Raw genomic sequence first — 17,591 nt, 5'->3', positions numbered from 1 at the left:
ATGGCCATCTTTCCGCAGACCCGAACCGCTCCTCCGTACTCCGCCGCCGCCCGGCAGCCGGCCCTGCGGCACTTCGGCCCCAACTGGTACGCGACCGTCATGGGCACCGCGATCGTCGCAAGTGCGGGCGTCGCCCTGCCCGTGCACGTTCCCGGGCTGCGGACGGCCTGCACGCTGGTGTGGGTGCTCTCCGCGGTTCTGCTGGCCGCAGTGCTCGCAGCCCGCGCCGGGCACTGGGCCGCGCATCGCGACCAGGCCCGCGCCCATCTCCTGGACCCGGCGGTCGCACCGTTCTACGGCTGTCTGTCGATGGCGCTGCTGGCCGTCGGGGGCTCCGGGATGGTCGTCGGCAAGGACGTGATCGGACATCAGGCGGCGCTCGCCCTGGATGTGGTGCTGTACACGGCGGGCACACTGACCGGACTGGCCGCGGCCGTGGCGATTCCGTATCTGATGATCGTGCGCCATCGGCCGGAGCCCGGCACCGCGTCCCCCGTGTGGCTGCTGCCCGTGGTGGCCCCCATGGTGTCCGCCGCTCTCGGCCCGCTGCTGGTGGCGGAACTTCCGGAGGGGCAGTGGCGGGAGGCGATGCTGCTCGCCTGCTACGCGATGTTCGGACTGAGTCTGCTGGCGACGCTGGTGATGCTGCCGCTGGTCTTCGCCCGGCTGGTCCACCGCGGTCCGCTGCCGCTCGTGCTGACGCCCACCCTGTTCCTGGTGCTCGGCCCGCTGGGCCAGTCGACGACCGCGGTCAACGCGCTGGCCGATGTGGCGCCGGGGGCGATCCAGGCGCCGTACGCCTCCGCCTTCAGCGCCTTCGCCGTGCTGTACGGGGTGCCGGTGATGGGGTTCGCGCTGCTGTGGCTGGCGCTGTCCGTCGCCCTGGTGGTGCGGGCGGTTCGGGGCGGGATGACGTTCGCCATGACGTGGTGGGGCTTCACCTTCCCCGTCGGTACGTGCGTGACGGGCGCAGCCGGTCTGGCCCGGCACACCGGTCTGACGGCGTTCACCTGGCTGGCCGTCGCGCTGTACGTGCTGCTGGTGGCCGCCTGGGCGGTGGCCGGGGTGCGCACGGTGCGCGGGCTGCTGAGCGGGGTACTGCTCGCGGCTCCGCAGAAGCCGGCGCCTGTGGCGGTGACGGCCCCCGCCGCCTGAGCCCCGCCCCGCCCCGCCGGGGACCTCGGCGCCGGGGACCTCGGCGCCGCGGACCTCAGCGCCGCGGGTCGAACGTGGCGTCGACGTGCTCGGCGACCGCGACGACCAGCAGCCGGGTGCCGGGGACCGTGGCCCGCCAGCGATGCCGCACCCCGCCCGAGAGGAACAGCGTGTCGCCGCGCTCCAGCCGGTAGGCCTGGCCCTCGGCCTCGACCTCGGCGGCGCCCTCCGCGACGTACATCACCTCGTCGTTGCGGTGCTGGAACTCGCGCCCCAGGTCGAGCTCCCCGGTGAATTCGAGGGCACTGAGCTGATGGCGGCCGCGCACCACCCTGCGTACGCCGTCCTCCTGTGCCCCGCGCACGACCTCGACCGCGCGCGCCGAGTCCGCGGCGGCGCGCAGGCGTGCGGTGGTGGTCTCCAGCGCTTCGGCGACCCGGTCCAGGGAACGGGCGCTGGGCCTGGCCCGTTCGTTCTCGATCTGGCTGAGAAACGGCACGGACAGACCGCTGCGCGCGGCGACCGCTGCCAGGGTGAGTCCCAGGGATCTGCGCTGTCGGCGGACCGCGGCACCCACCCGGAGTGTTTCCTTGTCGTCCATGTCCGGCTCCCTCCCGACTCGCCATCCTTCCGCTTGCCAGCACCTTACGCACACCGTTACGCGAGGACGGCGGGGAAAGAGTCGTCCGGACAGCCCGAAAGGGGTGGGCGCCGCCACCGGCGGTGCCCACCCCTTTCCGTGCCGTTGCCCCTGGTGGGGCCGCTGCCGCTGTTACTGCTGAGGAGCCATCTTGTCCGCGATGCCCGGATTCATGTCCATCCAGGCCTTCACGGCTTCCTCCTCGTGCCCCGCGCCGCGCTTCTGGATCTGGTTCTCCAGGCCGGCGAGCTGGTCCTCGCTGAGCTTGAAGTCCTTGAACCACTTGGTGAGCTGCGGGTAGTTCTGCGGGAACTCCTTGGAGGCGATGGTGTGCAGCCGGTCGCCGTCACCGAAGGCCTTCTTCGGGTCCTGGAGCTTGGTCATCCTGTACTCGCTGTACGCCCAGTGCGGGGTCCACAGCACGACGGCCACGGGCTCCTTCTTGGCGTACGCGCGCTTCAGCTCGGCCAGCATCGCCGGAGTGGAGCCGTCGACGACCTTGTACTCCTTGTCCAGGCCGTAGCCCGGGAGCACGTTCTTCTTGAGGTTCTCCATCGTGGCGGTGCCCGGTTCGATGCCGATGATCCGGCCGTTGAACTGCGAGCCCTTGCCCTTCAGGTCCGCCAGGGACTTCACGTCCTTGACGTAGTCGGGCACCGCGATCTCGATGGAGGTCGGGCCGTACCACGAGCCGATGTCGGTCAGCTTGGGGCCGTACTTGTCCCAGTAGTTCTTCTGGGTGTACGGCAGCCAGCCGTCGAACTGCACGTCGATCTGGCCGCGGGACATCGCGGCGTACATCGGGCCGACCTCGAACTGCTTGAGGTTGATCTTGTAACCGCGGTCCTCCAGGACGGCCTTCCACAGGTACGTGGCGGCGATGTCCTCCTCCCAGGGGAACCAGGCCATCTCGACGGCGCGGTCGCGCTCGTCCTTGCCGTTGGCTCCCTTGGAGGTGGCGGCCTTCTTGACCGGGGTCCACTTGTCGGCGACGCCCGGGTTGGCCTTCAGCCAGGTCCGGACGGCCTCCTGCTCCTTGCCGGAGCCACTCTTCTGGATCTGCGCCTCAAGACTGGTGAGCTGGTCCTCGGTCATCTTGAAGTTCTTGAGCCAGTTGCCGACCTCGGGGTTGTCGGCCGCGAAGCCCTTGCGGGTCAGCGTGTGGATGCCGTCACCCTTGCCCCAGAGGTTCTTGGGGTCCTTGAGCTTGGTGAGGTCGTACTGGTTGTACGCCCAGTGCGGCGACCAGAGAGGAACGACGATCGGTTCCTTCTTGGCGTACGCGCGCTTCAGCTCGGCCAGCATCGCCGGGGTGGAGCCGTCGACGACCTTGTACTCCTTGTCCAGGCCGTAGCCCGGCAGGATCTTGTCCTTGAGCAGGCCCGTCTCACCGGCGCTCGGCTCGATGCCGACGATCCGGCCCTTGAAGTCGGACGCCTTGCCCTTGAGGTCGTCGAGGGAGTCGACGCCCTTCACGTACGAGGGGACGGCGAGCTCCAGCGAGGTGGGGCCGTACCAGGACCCCATGTCCTCCAGGCGGTCCTTGTACTTCTTCCAGTACGCGGCGTGGGTGACCGGCAGCCAGGAGTCGGTCTCGAAGTCGATCTGACCGCCCGCCATGCCGGTGTACAGCGCGCCGGCCTCGTACTGCTTGACGTCGACCTCGAAGCCGCGCTGCTCCAGCAGCTCCTTCCAGAGGAAGGTGGAGGCGATGCCTTCGTCCCACGGGATGTAGCCCATGCTGATCTTCTTGCCGGCGCCGACGTTCTTCGGGTCGGAGCCCGCGGTGTCGTCCGAGTTCGAGGAACCGAACATGCCCATGCCACCGGCGACGAGCGCGAGGACGACGATGCCGACCATGGCGACGACGGGCTGCGGGCGGTAGTTCCACACCTTGAGTCCGCCGGTCACCGACTGCGCCTTGGCGAGCGCGCGGCGGGCGAGCGGGGAGACCTCGCGGCCCAGCGCGCTGGTCATGCGGTCCAGGTACATCGCCAGGACGACGATGGAGACGCCGGCCTCGAAGCCGAGGCCCACGTCGACGTTGCCGATGGCTCGGTAGACGGAGCCACCGAGGCCGCCGCCGCCGACCATGCCGGCGATGACCACCATGGACAGGCCCAGCATGATGACCTGGTTGATGCCCGCCATGATCGTGGGCAGCGCGAGCGGCAGCTGCACCCGCAGCAGGGTGTTGCGTGATGTGGTGCCGAACGCCTCGGCCGCCTCGACGAGTTCGCCGTCGACCTGGCGGATGCCGAGCTCGGTCATCCGGACGCCCGGGGGCAGCGCGAAGATGATGGTGGCGATGATCCCGGGGACGACGCCGACGCCGAAGAAGATGACGCCGGGGATCAGGTAGACCATGGCGGGCATGGTCTGCATGAAGTCCAGGACCGGCCGGGTCACCGCGCTGACGGTCTTCGAGCGGGACGCCCAGATACCGAGCGGGATGGCCAGGACCAGCGTCACGATGGTCGCGACGAGCACCAGGGTGAGGGTGTCCATCGCTTCGTCCCACAACTCGACGGAGTCGATGAGGGCGAAGCCGACGAACGCGAGCACACCGGCGAGCAGGCCGCGCAGCCACCAGGCGATGACGGCGACGATGCCCGCGAAGAGCAGGGGGGCGGGGGCGGAGAGTACGGCGGCGATGCCGTCGAACATGCCGCTCACGACGGAGCTGATGGCGTCGAAGAGCCAGGCCAGGTGGGTCTGGAGCCAGTCGACGGCGGAGTCGACCCAGTCGCCGAGGTGGAGCCTAAACATTGGCCACCTTCTTCAGCGAGGCCTTGGCGTCCTGGGGAGCCTCGGTGGGGGTCATCGGCTCACCGAGCACGGCGAGCAGCCGGGCCCTCGGCACGACGCCGATGAGCTTGCCCTTGTCGTCGGTCACCGCGACCGCGACACCGCTCTGCGAACAGGGCGTGAACAGCTCGATGATCGGGGTGGACTCGGAAACGGTGGCCGGGGCCTCCCGCAGGACGTCGGCGGGCGTACGCAGTTCCTTGCCGTCGTCGGTCCTGGTGCCCATCACGGTGTGCGGTTCGGCCATGATGGCGCCCGCGGTCAGCACCCGGGAACGGTCCACGTCCTGGGTGAAGGACGCGACGTACTCGTTGGCCGGGGTGACGAGGATGTCCTCGGCGGTGCCGAGCTGGACTATCTCGCCGTCGCGCATCACCGCGATGCGGTCGCCGAGGCGCATGGCCTCGTTGAGGTCGTGGGTGATGAAGACGATGGTCTTCTTCAGCCGCTTCTGCAGTTCCAGGAGCTGGTCCTGCATGTCGCGGCGGATCAGCGGGTCGAGCGCGCTGAAGGACTCGTCCATCAGGAGCAGGTCGGCGTCGGTGGCGAGCGCGCGGGCCAGGCCGACGCGCTGCTGCATACCGCCCGAGAGCTCGTCGGGCCAGGACTTCTCCCAGCCGGCGAGGCCGGTCATCTCCAGTGCCTCGGCGGCGCGGCGGTTGCGCTCGGCGCGCGGCACACCCTGCACCTCAAGGCCGTATCCGGCGTTCTCCAGGACGCTTCGGTGGGGGAAGAGCGCAAAGTGCTGGAACACCATGCTGATCTTGGTGGAACGGACATGCCGCAGCTCGGCGGGGCTCAGGGCGGTCAGGTCCTGGCCGTCGAAGAGCACCTTGCCGGCGGTGGGCTCCAGCAGCCCGTTGAGCATGCGCAGCAACGTGGACTTGCCGGACCCGGACAGACCCATCACGACGAAGATCTGGCCCGGTTCCACGGTGAACGATGCGTCGATCACCGCTGCGGTCGTTCCGTCGGCGCGCAGCTCGTCGCGGTCCGTGCCGCTCTCGAGTTTCTGCACGGCTTGATCGGGTCGTCTGCCGAAAACCTTGTACAAGTGTTCGGCTTGCAGCCTTGACACATACACCTCACGCGTTGAACCGAAAACGGTCTGCCACCCCCTCCGGCAGACCGTGGAGCGGTGCGGATTCGGTCCGCATGGCACGTGCACTAGTTGAAAATGCGACGTGGTCCGCTCCGATGCCGCGCCTGCCCCCGCTTACGCAGGGCAAACACAAGAGTGACCCAGCCCACAAAAGCGCGGCCGGAGTTCGGGAACCGCGTCTGCGGCAGCCGGTGTCGGTGGGGTGCGGCATCATCGGGGTGTGACGCGACGCCTGATGCTCCTCGACACCGCCTCCCTCTACTACCGCGCCTACTTCGGGGTGCCCGACTCGGTGCGCGCGCCGGACGGGACACCGGTCAACGCCGTCCGCGGGTTGCTGGACTTCATCGGCCGCCTCGTGCAGGACCACCGGCCCGACGATCTGGTCGCCTGCTGGGACAACGACTGGCGTCCGCAGTGGCGGGTGGACCTGATCCCCTCGTACAAGGCGCACCGCGTCGCGGTGGAGACCGGCGAGGGGCTGCCAGACGAGGAGGAAACGCCCGACACGCTGGCTCCGCAGGTCCCGGTGATCGCGGACGTCCTGGACGCCCTGGGCATCGCCCGCGTCGGCGTCGCGGGTTACGAGGCCGACGACGTGATCGGCACGCTGACCGGCCTGGCGACCGGCCCGGTCGACATCGTCACCGGCGACCGGGACCTCTATCAGCTGGTGGACGACGTCCGCGGGGTTCGGGTGCTCTACCCGCTGAAGGGCGTCGGCTCCCTCCAGGTGACGGACGAGGCCTGGCTCCGCGAGAAGTACGGGGTGGACGGCTCCGGTTACGTCGACCTGGCGCTGCTGCGCGGCGACCCGAGCGACGGGCTGCCGGGCGTCCCCGGCATCGGCGAGAAGACGGCGGCGAAACTGCTGGACGCGTTCGGCGACCTGGCCGGGATCATGGCCGCGGTCGACGATCCGGCCGCCAAGCTGACGCCCTCGCAGCGAAAGCGGCTCGACGAGGCCCGTGACTACGTGGCCGTCGCGCCGACGGTGGTCCGGGTCGCCGGCGACGTACCGCTGCCGGAATGCGACCCCGCACTGCCCGCCGAGCCGCGCGATCCCGCGACACTCGAAGCGCTTGCGGACCGGTGGGGACTGGGCGGAGCGCTCCAGCGACTGCTCTCCACACTCACAGGATGAGGTGTTAGGTTAGGTAACCCTAAGGCTGTGGGCTCCCGTGTGGGCCACCGGTCCGGCACCCGGAACAGGGAGACAACCTCGTGGCAGAACGACCGGCGCGGCAGGCACCCAAGGCGCAGGGTGCGCAGGTCCTGCGCACCGAGCAGATCACCCCGCACATGATCCGGGTGGTGCTCGGCGGTGACGGTCTCGCCGACTTCACGCTGTCCGGCTTCACCGACCATTACGTCAAGCTGTGCTTCGCCCCCGAGGGCGCCGAGTACACGCACCCCTTCGACATGGCCCGCATCCGCGAGGAGTTCCCGCGCGAGCTCTGGCCCACGACGCGTACCTACACGGTGCGCTCGTGGGACCCGGACACCCGGGAGCTGGCGATCGACTTCGTGGTGCACGGCGACGAGGGCCTCGCGGGCCCTTGGGCCGCGCGCGCAGCGGCGGGCGACCAGGTGACCTTCCTGGGCCCCGGCGGCGGTTACGGCCCCGACGCCTCGGCCGACTGGCACCTCCTGGTGGCCGACGAGAGCGCCCTGCCGGCCGTGGCCGCGGCGCTGGAGCAGATGCCCGCGGGCGCGGTCGTCCACGCGTTCATCGAGGTTACGGACGCCTCGGAGGAGCAGAAGATCGCGTCGCCGGACGGCGTCGAGGTCACCTGGCTGCACCGCGGCGAGCGCCCGGTGGGCGAGGCCCTCACCGCCGCGGTGAAGGAGCTGGAGTTCCCCGCGGGCGACGTCCAGGCGTTCGTCCACGGCGAGGCGGGCTTCGTCAAGGAGATCCGCCGCCACCTGCGGCTCGACCGCGGGATCCCGCTGCCGCAGCTGTCGATCTCCGGGTACTGGCGGCTCGGCCAGAACGACGACGCCTGGCGCTCGGTCAAGCGCGAGTGGAACGAGCAGGTGGAGCGCGAGCAGGAGAGCGCCGCGTAGCCTCCCCGCGACAACCGCACTGTGCCCCGGTCCATGGACCGGGGCACAGGCACGTCTGCCCGCGGACACCGGTCCGCAGCCGGCACGCGGCACCGCCGGCTCAGCCGCCCGACTCCTCGCCGAACGCCCGCGCCGACGCGTCCGCATGCGCGAGCCGCCGCAGGGCGGCGAACATCGCCTCACCGAGCACCGTGCCTACGACCACGCTCTCCACCACGTCCTCCCGCGCCACTCGGCGCCCGACGTAGTCGACATCGGCCCGCGCGACCTGCTCGGCGGCAGCCGCGTAGTCATCCAGCAGCTCGACGAAGCCGCCGTGACCGGCCCGGCGCAGCGCCACCAGCACCTCGGCCAGGGACTCCCCGCCCGGGCTGCGCGCCCCGGACAGCCAGCCCCTGCGCTCCAGCAGTTCCGTCACGTCCTCGCGGGCATCCTCCAGTTCGGGCCCGGCATGGTCACCCCGCGACGGTGCGATGCTCTTCGCCGCCGTGCCCAGCACGTCATGCAGGGGCTGCTGCGGGTCCTCCATCACCCGGAGCACCTCCCCGATGGCCGACAGCGGGAGCCCGCCGACGTCCAGCAGGGCACGGATCAGCCGCAGTCTGCGCTCGTGCCCGTCGTCGTAGCTCGCCTGGTTCGGGCTGGTCAGCTGCCCGGCAGGCAGCAGCCCCTCCCGTACGTAGAACTTGATCGTCGGTACCGGAACCCCGGACCTGCGGCTCAACTCGCCGATGCGCACCGCGTGTTCTCCCTTATCCCGCTTGCCAACCCGCACCCCATCATAGATAGTTCCACTATCGGATAGTGGACAGCACTGCTATCCATAATCAGCTCTGGGGGATCTCATGCCGCAATGGCACGCCCGGCACCGTCCGTTAGTCCTCTTCGCCGCCTGTGGGCCGGCACCCTGGTCATCGCGATCCTGCTGCTGCGCGCCCGTATCGCGGACCGCGCCTCCGCCTGGGCGATCCGCTCGGGCGTGCTGCCGGCCCTGGTGGGCGCCGGTTTCGGCTTCCTCATGACGCAGCCCTCGAAGGAGCAGCGCGCCGCCGGGAACCTCGACACGGCCGACGTGATCGGTGCGCATGCCGTGGGCGTGCCGGACGGCGGGCCCTCGATGCCGCTCACCGGCTGGTCGACGACCGGCGGTGATCTGCGCATCCCGCATTTCGTGGGAATGCACGCGCTCCAGCTGCTCCCCCTGTTCCGGCTGGCGCTGGTCACGCTGGCGCCACGCTTCGCCCGGCTGCGCGATCCCCGGGTCCGGCTGCGCCTGGTGCGGGTCGCCTCCGGCGCCTACGCGGCAGTCACCGCCCTGGTCGCCTGGCAGGCGCTGCGCGGCCAGCCGCTGAACCACCCGGACGGCGCAACACTCACCGCGGCAGCGCTCATGGTGGCCGCCACCGCCGCCGGTGCGTACGGCGCACTGCGTCCGCGCTCCGCAGCGCACCCCTCCCCCACCGTCGAGAAGGAGCTCGTGTCATGACCGGTGCACTCTTCGAGATCTCGTTCGTACTGGCCGCGCCGTTCTGGCTGCTCATGATCTTCCTGCCGGGCCGGGCGGTCACCGCACGGGTCGCCGCCTCACCGCTGACGGTCCTGCCGGTCCTGGCCGTCTACCTGGCCATGGCTGTGCCGGTCCTTCCCGAGCTCTGGACGGCGGTGAGCAGCCCGGACATCGACACGTTCCGCGATCTGACCGCGCTGTCGAACGGGGCGGGAGCGGTGTGGGCGCAGGTCATCGCCTGGGACCTGCTGCTGGGTCAGTGGATGTTCCTGGAGAGCCGCCGGCTGGGAATCTCGCCGTATCTGATGGGCCCGCTGCTGGTGCTGACGATTCTGCTCTCGCCGTTCGGGCTGCTGCTCTTCCTGGCGCTGCGCGCGGTCCGGCAACGCGGAACCCGGCCCGGAAGCGAACTCCCGGACCGGGCGGACGGTGTGGCGGCGGGCCGGTGAGAGCCGACTGTCAGACGGACTTCTGGTACGAGCGGAAGGTGCGGGTCGACAGCCACACCGCGATCACGGCGAGCGCCAGCAGCGCGCCCCCGCGACTGAGCACCAGACCCCGGTCGGGATCCGACGTCAGGGCCGACCGGCCGGCCACCATCGCCCAGTTGACCGGGTTGAAGTCGGCGATGTGACGCATCCAGGACGGCATCTGGCTCGGGGCCATGAAGGAGGTGGAGAGGAAGGTCAGCGGCAGGAGCAGGAACGTGTTGATGCCGATGATCGACTCCCGCTGGCGGACCAGCATGCCCAGGGCGTTGGAGAACGCGCCGAACACCGTACCCAGCAGGATCGAGGCGAGAACCAGGATCAGCAGCCCGCCCGCTCCGCCCGGGTAGGCGGCGCCCGCGGCCCAGCCGAGCAGGACGATGACGAGGGACTGCACGGCGGTACTGATGCCGTTCTGCACGACGTTGGCGTTCATCAGCGCGCTGCGGCTGACGGGCGTCGTCAGGAAGCGGTTGAGCGTGCCCCTTTCGATCTCCTCCAGGGTGCCCATACCGGCCCACATGCTCGATCCCAGGGCGCTCATCACGACGATGCCGGGGATCAGGTAGTCCAGGTAGGACGTGGTGCCGAAGCCGCCGAGCTCGACGACCTTCTTGAAGAGGTTGCCGAACAGGAACAGCCAGATCACCGGCTGGATCAGCGAGATCACCAGGAAGACCGGCTGTCTGAGGATCGCCGTCAGCTGGCGCTGGGTCATGTACCAGGTCTGGGCGATGGCCTGACTGCTCATCGGGTGCCTCCTGCGGCGACCGGTACGGAAGGGCTGTCCGGGCCTGCGGCCTCCGCCTCGGAGAAGCGACGGCCGGCGTACCGCAGATAGACGTCGTCGAGGGAGGGGCGGGCGACGGTGGCGGCGGCCACCGCCGCACCGGCCCGCTCCAGGGCGGCGAGCAGCACCGGGACGGCCGCGGCGCCGTCCTCGGCGCGGACGCTGACCCGGCGGCCGTCGACCAGCACCTCGTACACACCGGCCGAGCCGGCGAGTGCGGCGGTGACGGTGTCGCGGTCGCCGTCCGCACGCAGCTCCATGTGGACGGCGTCGCCCCTCAGTTCACCCTTGAGCTCGTCGGGGGTTCCCTCGACCACGATGCGGCCGCGGTCGACGATCGCGATGCGTTCGGCGAGCCGGTCGGCCTCCTCCAGGTAGTGCGTGGTGAGCACGATGGTCAGGCCCTCCTCGCCCGCGAGCCGGGAGATCTCCTCCCACATCGCCGTACGGGCCTCCGGGTCGAGGCCCGTCGTCGGTTCGTCGAGGAAGAGCACCTCGGGGCGGTGGACCAGGCCGAGCGCCACGTCGAGTCGGCGCTGCATTCCGCCGGAGTACCCCTTGACCTGGCGCCTTCCGGCGTCGCCGAGGTCGAAGCGGTCCAGGAGCTCATCGGCCCGGCGCTGGACGGCGGTGCCGCGCATTCCGTACAGCCGGCCCTGGAGCACCAGGTTCTCCCGGCCGGTGGCCACCGGGTCGGCGCCGGACCTCTGGGCGACCACGCCGATGGCGCGGCGGACCCGGTCGGGGTGGCGCAGCACGTCGTGGCCGGCGACGGACGCGGTGCCGGAGTCCGGGCGGGCGAGGGTGGTGAGGATCTTGACGGTGGTGGACTTCCCCGCACCGTTGGGCCCGAGGAGCCCGAAGACGGTGCCGGGGGCGACGGTGAGGTCCATCCCGCTGAGCGCGGTGACGTCACCTGGATAGGTCTTGATCAGCTGTCGCGCCTCGACGGCGGGCGCACGGGTGCTCATGGCGGAGCTCTCCTGTGGTCGGCGGGGCACTCGGGTCTCCGAGTGCCCGGTGGGCCGAGCCGGTCCGCGTGAGGAGTGCCGGGCTATCCTGGGTGTGCCGCACCTCGATGGCCTGGCGTGCCTTCACGGCTTGTCCGGTCCGGGGTTCGAGACCCTGGCGGGCGCTGCTCCAACAGCTCCCGCCGGGGTCTTTGTTCGTCCGTTCTCGCGTTACTCCGTACGTTCGGGGTCGAGGACGATGTCCTGCTCGTCCAGGTCCTGCCAGTCCTGGGGCACCTCACCGGTCTCGTGGAACGACTTCCATTCCTCGATGCCGCTGATGGTCGAGTCGGTGAGCTCCTTGCGGAAACCCCTGATCCACTCCAGCTGTGCCTCGATCATGTGGAGCTGGTACTCGGTCTCGATGACGAAGACCCGGGGCAGCGCGTCACCCAGTTGAGTGAGCACCCCCCGGAGCGCCGCCGCCTGGACGGTCTGCGCCTGTTCCCGGTCGAGCAGGAGCTCCGCCACCTCGTCCGGCGGCAGCACCGGAAGCAGCGACAGGGCCGTGTCGAAGGCGGGGAACTCGGCGGCCGGCACCGCGATCAGATCGGACAGCCAGTCCAGCATCTCGGCGCGCCCGGACTCGGTGATGCCGTACAGCGTGCGCTCCGGGCGGTTGCCCTGCCGCTGCACGCCCGTGACCTCCACATAGCCGTGCTTCTCCAGGTTCTGGACCACGGTGTAGAGCGAGCCGAAATTGATCTTCACGCTGTGCTGCTTGCCGCGTCGGCGGAGGGTCTGGGCGATCTCGTACGGATGCATGGGGCGCTCCGCGAGCAGCACCATCACCGTGAGCGCCAGTGGATTGCTGAGCTTGCGCCGCTTGGCCACCGCCCTCGCCATCCCTTCACTTCGTCACCGAATACTCGCGGCCGAACATATCGCGAGTCCCCACAACACGTCAACCGCGATGTATCGCGTATCGCGAAGAACGTGGAAGGATTCCGCCCCCTGACCAATCCGCGCTGCCACCGGCTCCGAATCACCCCTGGAGACCGATGAGCATCCTGGAAGGAAGCCCGCGTGAAAGAAGCCGTGCACATCAGCGGATCGACCTCGGCGGGGCCCGATCTCCAGGAGCTTCTGGGCATGGTCGCCCGGGGCGATCAGGATGCCTTCTCGCAGGTGTACGAGGCAGTCTGCGGGCCGGTGCTCGGACTGGTGCGCAGCGTCCTGCGTGACCCCGCCCAGTCGGAGGAGGTCGCGCAGGAGGTACTGGTCGAGGTGTGGCGTACGGCGCCGCGCTTCCAGGCGGCCCGCGGGAGTGCCATGAACTGGGTGCTGACGCTGGCCCATCACCGCGCGGTGGACCGGGTGCGCTCGGTGGAGGCGACGACGGCCCGTGAGCACAAGGCCGCGCTGCTCGACCGCACTCCCGCCTTCGACGACGTCACCGAACAGGTGGAGAGTCGTCTTGAGCAGGAGCAGGTACGCCGCTGCATGCGGACCCTGTCCGAGCTGCAACGGGAATCCGTCACCCTGGCGTACTACCGAGGGCTGACCTATCGCGAGGTGGCGGAGCTGCTCGCGACACCGCTGGGAACGATCAAGACTCGACTGCGCGACGGACTGATCCGGCTGCGCGACTGCCTCGGGGTGAACGCATGAGCGACGCCGGACTGCACACACTGACGGGGGCCTACGCCCTGCACGCGCTGCCGGAATCCGAACGCCGGGAGTTCGAACGTCATCTGGGCGACTGCGACGCCTGTTCCGTCGAGGTGCGCGAGTTCTCGGAGACCGCGACCCGGCTCGGGCTCGCCGTCTCCGCCACGCCGCCGCGGGAGCTTCGCGAGCGGGTACTGCGGGAGATCGCGACCGTCCGCCAGGAGCCGCCGTCCGGTGGCCGCCGCGCCCGCACCGGAACCACCGGCCGCAACACCGCCGGCCGCGCCGCCCGGTGGCCGAAGTTCGCGCTCGCCGCGAGCCTGGCCGCCGCCGCAGGCTTCGGCGGTATCGCGGTGTGGCAGAACCAGGCGGCCCAGGACGCCAGGCAGGACGCCCGCGCCACCCATCAGCAGAGCGAGCAGCTCGCGCAGGTCCTCGCGGCGCCCGACGCACAGTCGCGATCCGGGACCCTGGAGGACGGCGGGAAGGGCACGGTCGTGGTCTCCAAGAGCGAGAACCGCGCCGCGTTCCTGGCCGCGGGACTCCCCGGGGCCCCCGTCGGCAAGGTCTACCAGCTGTGGTTCGACGACGACGGCACGATGCGCTCAGCGGGCCTGATGCGGGCTGCGGGCCCCACGTCGACGACGTACGCGACCCTGCTCGACGGGCCGGTGGACGACGCGACGGGCATGGGCGTCACCGTCGAACCGGCAGGCGGATCGGCGCAGCCGACGTCGGCCCCGCTGGCGCTGATAGACCTGCCGTCGGCGTGAACGAGCGCCCCTGGCCGCATGAGCGGCGCCGGGCCGGGCACCCGTCTTCGGTGACCGGCCCGGCCGCGCGTCCGGGCCCCTGACGCAGTGGTCACAGGTGCTCGCCCCGGATCGGGTCGTCCCGGCGGGCCGTGGCCATTTCGCGGTGTTCATCCCGTACTCCGCCGTTGGGAGGCGGCGGAGTACGGGACACACTGCGCCCCGGCGGAGTGCGGGACGCGACTTTGGCCACTCAGCGGCGCGGTGGGCGCGGGAGGAAGCCGCTGGTCCGGGCCTTGTACGCGGCGAAGCCGGGGCGCTCGTCCAGATGCCGCTCAAGGAGCGCCTTCCCGCTGCCGCCGATGAGCAGGAAGCTCATCAGGACGGGTGCCACCAGGGTGGCGGCGGCGGCCCCGGGTGCCTGGCAGACGATCAGGAACAGGCCCCACCACACGCAGAAGTCGCCGAAGTAGTTGGGATGCCGGGTCCAGGCCCACAGTCCGCGGTCCATGATCTTCCCCTGGTTGTCCGGGTCGGCCTTGAACCGGGCCAGCTGGTGGTCGCCCACCGCTTCGAAGGCCAGCCCCACCGCCCACACTCCCGCACCGGCCCAGGCCCATCCCCCGGCCGGGCCCGTCAGATACCCGGCCGCCTGCACCGGGAGCGAGATCAGCCAGACGAGGGCGCCCTGGAGCAGATACACCTTCCGCAGGGCGTACAGATCCGGATTGCCCGGGGCCTTGGCAAGCATCGCCGCGTACCGCGGGTCCTCGCCGTGTCCCCTGCCCCGGCGGGCGATGTGCCAGGCCAGGCGCAGCCCCCACACGGCCGTGAGCACGGTGACCAGGAGGCGGCGGGCGCCGTCCCCGTCCGCCGCCGACATGCCGTACGAGACGAGGGCGAGGGCGGTGAACCCCAGCCCCCAGGCGACGTCCACGACCCGGTGCACACCCATGCGCAGGCCGACGGCGAACGTGGCGAGCATGACGGCGAGGGCGGCGCCCGCACAGGGCAACAGGCCCTGTGCGAACGCCTCCCATGCGAAGCCGTTCACTCCGCGAGTCCCGCCGACGCCCCGTCGCGCGCGGCAGGCACCTCGGCCGGAGCCGCGTACCAGCCGCTGCGAGTGCCCGGCATCCCGGCCGCACCGGTGGCCTCCGGCCGTACGGAGAGGATCTGGTCCACGCCCATCCGCCGTTCCTCGAAGGCGAGGGCGCCGCCCGCCAGATAGAGCCGCCACACCCGCACGGTCTCCTCGCCGACGAGGTCCGTGAACTCCTGGTGGTGCTCCTCCAGGGTGCGCCGCCACGCGTCGACGGTCCGTACGTAGTGCTCGCGCAGCCCCTCGACGTCACGCACTTCGAGTCCGGCGCCCTCCAGCAGCTCGACCGTCTCGCCGAGCGGGCGCATGTGCATGTCGGGGGCGATGTACGACTCGATGAACGCGCCGCCGCCCGGGGCGTCGCGTCCCCGCGACATCTGCTGGACGAGCACCCGGCCGCGCGGCCGGACCATGGCGTGCAGCGTCCCGGCGAAGGCCGGGTACTGCGCGTCCCCGACGTGCTCGCCCATCTCCACGGTGGACACCGCGTCGTACCCGCCCTCGTGGCCCGGAGCCCGCGCGATGTCGCGGTAGTCGCAGCAGCGGACCTCGACGAGGTCCTCCAGGTTCCGTTCGGCCACCTGATGGCGTACGTACGCCGCCTGTTCCCGGGCGAGGGTGACCGCGGTGACGCGGACGCCGTGCCGCTGCGCGGCGTACAGCGTCAGCGATCCCCAGCCGCAGCCGATGTCCAGCAGCCGCGCGCCCGGGCGCAGTCCCAGCTTGCGGCAGATGAGTTCGAGCTTGTCGCGCTGCGCGTCCGCGGGGCCGTAGCCGGCGGCGTCACTGGTCCAGTAGCCGCAGGAGTAGGCCATCGTCTCGTCGAGGAGCAGCGCGTAGAAGGCGTTGGAGAGGTCGTAGTGGTGGCTGACGGCGGCCCGGTCGCGGGCCTTGCTGTGCAGCACGCCGTGGAGCCCGGCGCGGGCCGCGGGCACCGGGGGCCGGGGGCCGACGGCGCCCATGCGCAGGGCGGTGCCGAGAGCCCGCAGCCGCCCGCCGCGGCCGGGGCGCGGCGGGCGCAGTCCGCGCTCGCGCACCGCGTGGCGCATGGCCCGCAGCCCGGTGGCGAGGTCTCCCTCGATGTCGATGTCCCCGGTGATGTAGGCCTCGGCGAGGCCCAGTTCGCCGGGGGCCCACAGAAGCCGGCGCAGCGCACGGCGGGAGCGGACGTGGACCAGGGGCCCGTCGGGGGCGCCGGTCTCGCTGCCGTCCCACATCCTTGCCCTGACGGGGAGTTCGCCGCCGAGCAGCTGCTCGACGAGGGGTTCGAGGCGTTGCGCCGCGCCGGGGGCGGCGGCCCGATTGGCGGTGAGTGTCATCGCGCTGTTTCCTGACGGGTCAGCAGCATCTGCTGCACATGGAGGTAGCCGGAGCGGAATCCCGCTTCGGAGTAGGACAGATAGAAGGTCCACATCCGGCGGAAGGTGGCGTCGAAGCCGAGCGCGTCGACGTCGGCGGCCCGTTCGGTGAACCGTTCCCGCCACAGCCGCAGCGTCTCGGCGTAGTGCGTGCCGAAGTCGTCGCAGCGCTCGATGCGCAGGCCGGTGTGCTCGGTGGTGACCTGTTCGACGGCCTCGACGGACGGGAGGAGTCCGCCGGGGAAGATGTACTTCTGGATCCAGGTGTAGGTGTTCCCGCCGGCGCGCAGCCGGTCGTCGGGCATGGTGATGGCCTGGAGGGCGATCCGGCCGCCGGGGGCGAGCCGCTGTTCCAGGGTGCGGAAGTAGACGGGCCAGAACTCCGCGCCGACCGCCTCGATCATCTCGACGCTGACGATCGCGTCGTACTCCCCTGCGACGTCGCGGTAGTCGCAGAGCCGAACGTCGACGCGGTCCTCGTATCCGGCGTCCCTGATCCGGCGGCGGGCCAGCTCCTGCTGCTCCCGGGACAGGGTGACGGAGACGACGCGGGCGCCGCGGGCGGCGGCCCGGATCGCCAGTTCGCCCCAGCCGGTGCCGATTTCGAGAAGCTCGGTGCCGGGTCCGACGTCCGCGAGGTCGAGCAGCCGGTCGATCTTGCGGTGCTGGGCGGCGGGCAGCAGGGCGGGCTCGGCGGGGAAGCCCCGGAAGACTGCGGAGGAGTAGCTGAGGGTCTCGTCGAGGAAGAGCGCGAAGAGGTCGTTGGACAGGTCGTAGTGATGGCTGATGTTGTCGCGGGCGCCCTGCCGGGTGCCGAGCTGTCCGGCCGGGCGGCTGCGGGCCCAGATGCCCCGCAGCCGCTGGAGGGGCTGCGGGATCAGGGAGGCGACCTGGTCGGCGAGGACGGTCAGCACACCCACCGGGTCGGGTGAGTCCCACTCCCCCGCCATGTACGACTCACCGAATCCGATCAGCCCGTCGGCCCCGATCCTGCGGAAGAACATGGCGGGGTCGCGGACGTCCATCAGCGGGCCGCCGAGGCCGAGGTCCTCGCGTCCGGCCAGGCGCACCCGGAGCGGCAGGCGGGCCAGCGCGCGACGGACGAGCCGTTCGGCGACGGCGGTCCGCAGCGCGGATGCGCGCGGGGGCCGCACGACATCGGGCCAGCGCCCCGCGTCGATGCCCGCGGTGGCGTGCACCG

The 17,591-nt window shown here is 70.9% G+C and carries 16 protein-coding genes and 1 pseudogene; 7 read left to right on the top strand and 10 right to left on the bottom strand.

The window, feature by feature from the left end; all coding sequences use genetic code 11:
* Nucleotides 1-1,155 (top strand): TDT family transporter, encoded by a 1,155-nt coding sequence (locus OG912_RS29525; RefSeq protein WP_327711979.1) that lies wholly within the window; start codon nt 1-3, stop codon nt 1,153-1,155.
* 55 nt (nt 1,156-1,210) lie between these two features.
* Here the strand turns inward: OG912_RS29525 and OG912_RS29520 are convergent, their stop codons facing one another.
* The 3 genes from OG912_RS29520 to OG912_RS29510 all read right to left on the bottom strand — a co-directional run bounded on the left by OG912_RS29520 (nt 1,211) and on the right by OG912_RS29510 (nt 5,621).
* Complete coding sequence (locus OG912_RS29520) at nt 1,211-1,756, bottom strand: helix-turn-helix domain-containing protein (protein WP_326735213.1); 546 nt, start codon at nt 1,754-1,756, stop codon at nt 1,211-1,213.
* Between the two features lie 171 nt (nt 1,757-1,927).
* Nucleotides 1,928-4,564, bottom strand: a complete 2,637-nt coding sequence (locus OG912_RS29515) for an ABC transporter permease/substrate binding protein (protein WP_327711978.1) — start codon at nt 4,562-4,564, stop codon at nt 1,928-1,930.
* Nucleotides 4,557-5,621, bottom strand: coding sequence for a quaternary amine ABC transporter ATP-binding protein (locus OG912_RS29510; protein ID WP_327711977.1), 1,065 nt, complete (start codon nt 5,619-5,621; stop codon nt 4,557-4,559). Before OG912_RS29510 ends, OG912_RS29515 begins: the two co-directional genes overlap by 8 nt.
* Before the next feature lie 319 nt (nt 5,622-5,940).
* Here OG912_RS29510 and OG912_RS29505 point away from each other — a divergent pair, with 319 nt between their 5' ends.
* Together OG912_RS29505 and OG912_RS29500 are read left to right on the top strand one after the other, a co-directional pair.
* The gene (locus OG912_RS29505) at nt 5,941-6,849 is read left to right on the top strand and encodes a 5'-3' exonuclease (RefSeq protein ID WP_327713581.1); all 909 of its coding nucleotides are present in this window, start codon (nt 5,941-5,943) and stop codon (nt 6,847-6,849) included.
* An 80-nt stretch (nt 6,850-6,929) separates the two neighbouring features.
* On the top strand, nt 6,930-7,772 hold the full coding sequence (locus OG912_RS29500) for a siderophore-interacting protein (protein ID WP_327711976.1): 843 nt from the start codon (nt 6,930-6,932) through the stop codon (nt 7,770-7,772).
* A 100-nt stretch (nt 7,773-7,872) separates the two neighbouring features.
* Here OG912_RS29500 and OG912_RS29495 read toward each other — a convergent pair whose 3' ends face one another.
* Complete coding sequence (locus OG912_RS29495) at nt 7,873-8,511, bottom strand: MerR family transcriptional regulator (RefSeq protein WP_327711975.1); 639 nt, start codon at nt 8,509-8,511, stop codon at nt 7,873-7,875.
* 153 nt (nt 8,512-8,664) lie between these two features.
* Between OG912_RS29495 and OG912_RS29490 the strand changes: the two are divergent.
* Together OG912_RS29490 and OG912_RS29485 are read left to right on the top strand one after the other, a co-directional pair.
* A pseudogene (locus tag OG912_RS29490) lies at nt 8,665-9,258 on the top strand (hypothetical protein); the annotation flags it as partial.
* Nucleotides 9,255-9,728, top strand: coding sequence for an ABA4-like family protein (locus tag OG912_RS29485; RefSeq protein ID WP_326735219.1), 474 nt, complete (start codon nt 9,255-9,257; stop codon nt 9,726-9,728). The pseudogene OG912_RS29490 and the gene OG912_RS29485, both read left to right, overlap by 4 nt.
* A 10-nt stretch (nt 9,729-9,738) precedes the next feature.
* Here OG912_RS29485 and OG912_RS29480 read toward each other — a convergent pair whose 3' ends face one another.
* The 3 genes from OG912_RS29480 to OG912_RS29470 form a co-directional block, all read right to left on the bottom strand.
* The gene (locus OG912_RS29480; RefSeq protein WP_327711974.1) at nt 9,739-10,518 is read right to left on the bottom strand and encodes an ABC transporter permease; all 780 of its coding nucleotides are present in this window, start codon (nt 10,516-10,518) and stop codon (nt 9,739-9,741) included.
* A complete protein-coding gene (locus tag OG912_RS29475) occupies nt 10,515-11,528 on the bottom strand; it encodes an ABC transporter ATP-binding protein (protein ID WP_327711973.1) in 1,014 nt (337 codons plus the stop codon). Before OG912_RS29475 ends, OG912_RS29480 begins: the two co-directional genes overlap by 4 nt.
* 210 nt (nt 11,529-11,738) lie before the next feature.
* Complete coding sequence (locus OG912_RS29470; RefSeq protein WP_327711972.1) at nt 11,739-12,413, bottom strand: PadR family transcriptional regulator; 675 nt, start codon at nt 12,411-12,413, stop codon at nt 11,739-11,741.
* Between the two features lie 180 nt (nt 12,414-12,593).
* Here OG912_RS29470 and OG912_RS29465 point away from each other — a divergent pair, with 180 nt between their 5' ends.
* Complete coding sequence (locus OG912_RS29465) at nt 12,594-13,178, top strand: sigma-70 family RNA polymerase sigma factor (RefSeq protein ID WP_327711971.1); 585 nt, start codon at nt 12,594-12,596, stop codon at nt 13,176-13,178.
* A complete protein-coding gene (locus tag OG912_RS29460) occupies nt 13,175-13,951 on the top strand; it encodes an anti-sigma factor (RefSeq protein ID WP_327711970.1) in 777 nt (258 codons plus the stop codon). The genes OG912_RS29465 and OG912_RS29460 overlap by 4 nt, the downstream gene beginning before the upstream one ends.
* 232 nt (nt 13,952-14,183) lie before the next feature.
* On the opposite strand, the gene OG912_RS29455 is transcribed toward OG912_RS29460, so the two are convergent.
* From OG912_RS29455 to OG912_RS29445, 3 genes are read right to left on the bottom strand one after another with little or no spacing between them, the layout of a single operon-like run.
* Nucleotides 14,184-14,984 carry a DUF1295 domain-containing protein gene (locus tag OG912_RS29455; RefSeq protein ID WP_327711969.1) on the bottom strand — a complete coding sequence of 267 codons (801 nt, stop codon included), beginning with the start codon at nt 14,982-14,984 and terminating at the stop codon, nt 14,184-14,186.
* Nucleotides 14,981-16,351 (bottom strand): cyclopropane-fatty-acyl-phospholipid synthase family protein, encoded by a 1,371-nt coding sequence (locus OG912_RS29450; protein WP_327711968.1) that lies wholly within the window; start codon nt 16,349-16,351, stop codon nt 14,981-14,983. Before OG912_RS29450 ends, OG912_RS29455 begins: the two co-directional genes overlap by 4 nt.
* Nucleotides 16,348-17,589, bottom strand: a complete 1,242-nt coding sequence (locus OG912_RS29445; protein ID WP_443061111.1) for a class I SAM-dependent methyltransferase — start codon at nt 17,587-17,589, stop codon at nt 16,348-16,350. Before OG912_RS29445 ends, OG912_RS29450 begins: the two co-directional genes overlap by 4 nt.
* Between the last annotated feature and the right edge of the window lie 2 nt (nt 17,590-17,591).

Origin of the sequence: Streptomyces sp. NBC_00464 (assembly GCF_036013915.1) — a bacterium.
Classification (GTDB): Bacteria; Actinomycetota; Actinomycetes; order Streptomycetales; family Streptomycetaceae; genus Streptomyces.
The sequence above is the reverse complement of the archived record's forward strand: the minus strand, read 5'-3'. Positions and strand labels throughout refer to the sequence as shown.

What these genes read in the sequence shown, in the direction of transcription:
- OG912_RS29475 (WP_327711973.1), bottom strand. Translation starts at nt 11,528, where the DNA reads ATGAGCACCCGTGCGCCCGCCGTCGAGGCGCGACAGCTGATCAAGACC.
- OG912_RS29505 (WP_327713581.1), top strand. Translation starts at nt 5,941, where the DNA reads ATGCTCCTCGACACCGCCTCCCTCTACTACCGCGCCTACTTCGGGGTG.
- OG912_RS29480 (WP_327711974.1), bottom strand. Translation starts at nt 10,518, where the DNA reads ATGAGCAGTCAGGCCATCGCCCAGACCTGGTACATGACCCAGCGCCAG.
- OG912_RS29485 (WP_326735219.1), top strand. Translation starts at nt 9,255, where the DNA reads ATGACCGGTGCACTCTTCGAGATCTCGTTCGTACTGGCCGCGCCGTTC.
- OG912_RS29520 (WP_326735213.1), bottom strand. Translation starts at nt 1,756, where the DNA reads ATGGACGACAAGGAAACACTCCGGGTGGGTGCCGCGGTCCGCCGACAG.
- OG912_RS29450 (WP_327711968.1), bottom strand. Translation starts at nt 16,351, where the DNA reads ATGACACTCACCGCCAATCGGGCCGCCGCCCCCGGCGCGGCGCAACGC.
- OG912_RS29515 (WP_327711978.1), bottom strand. Translation starts at nt 4,564, where the DNA reads ATGTTTAGGCTCCACCTCGGCGACTGGGTCGACTCCGCCGTCGACTGG.
- OG912_RS29470 (WP_327711972.1), bottom strand. Translation starts at nt 12,413, where the DNA reads ATGGCGAGGGCGGTGGCCAAGCGGCGCAAGCTCAGCAATCCACTGGCG.
- OG912_RS29460 (WP_327711970.1), top strand. Translation starts at nt 13,175, where the DNA reads ATGAGCGACGCCGGACTGCACACACTGACGGGGGCCTACGCCCTGCAC.
- OG912_RS29525 (WP_327711979.1), top strand. Translation starts at nt 1, where the DNA reads ATGGCCATCTTTCCGCAGACCCGAACCGCTCCTCCGTACTCCGCCGCC.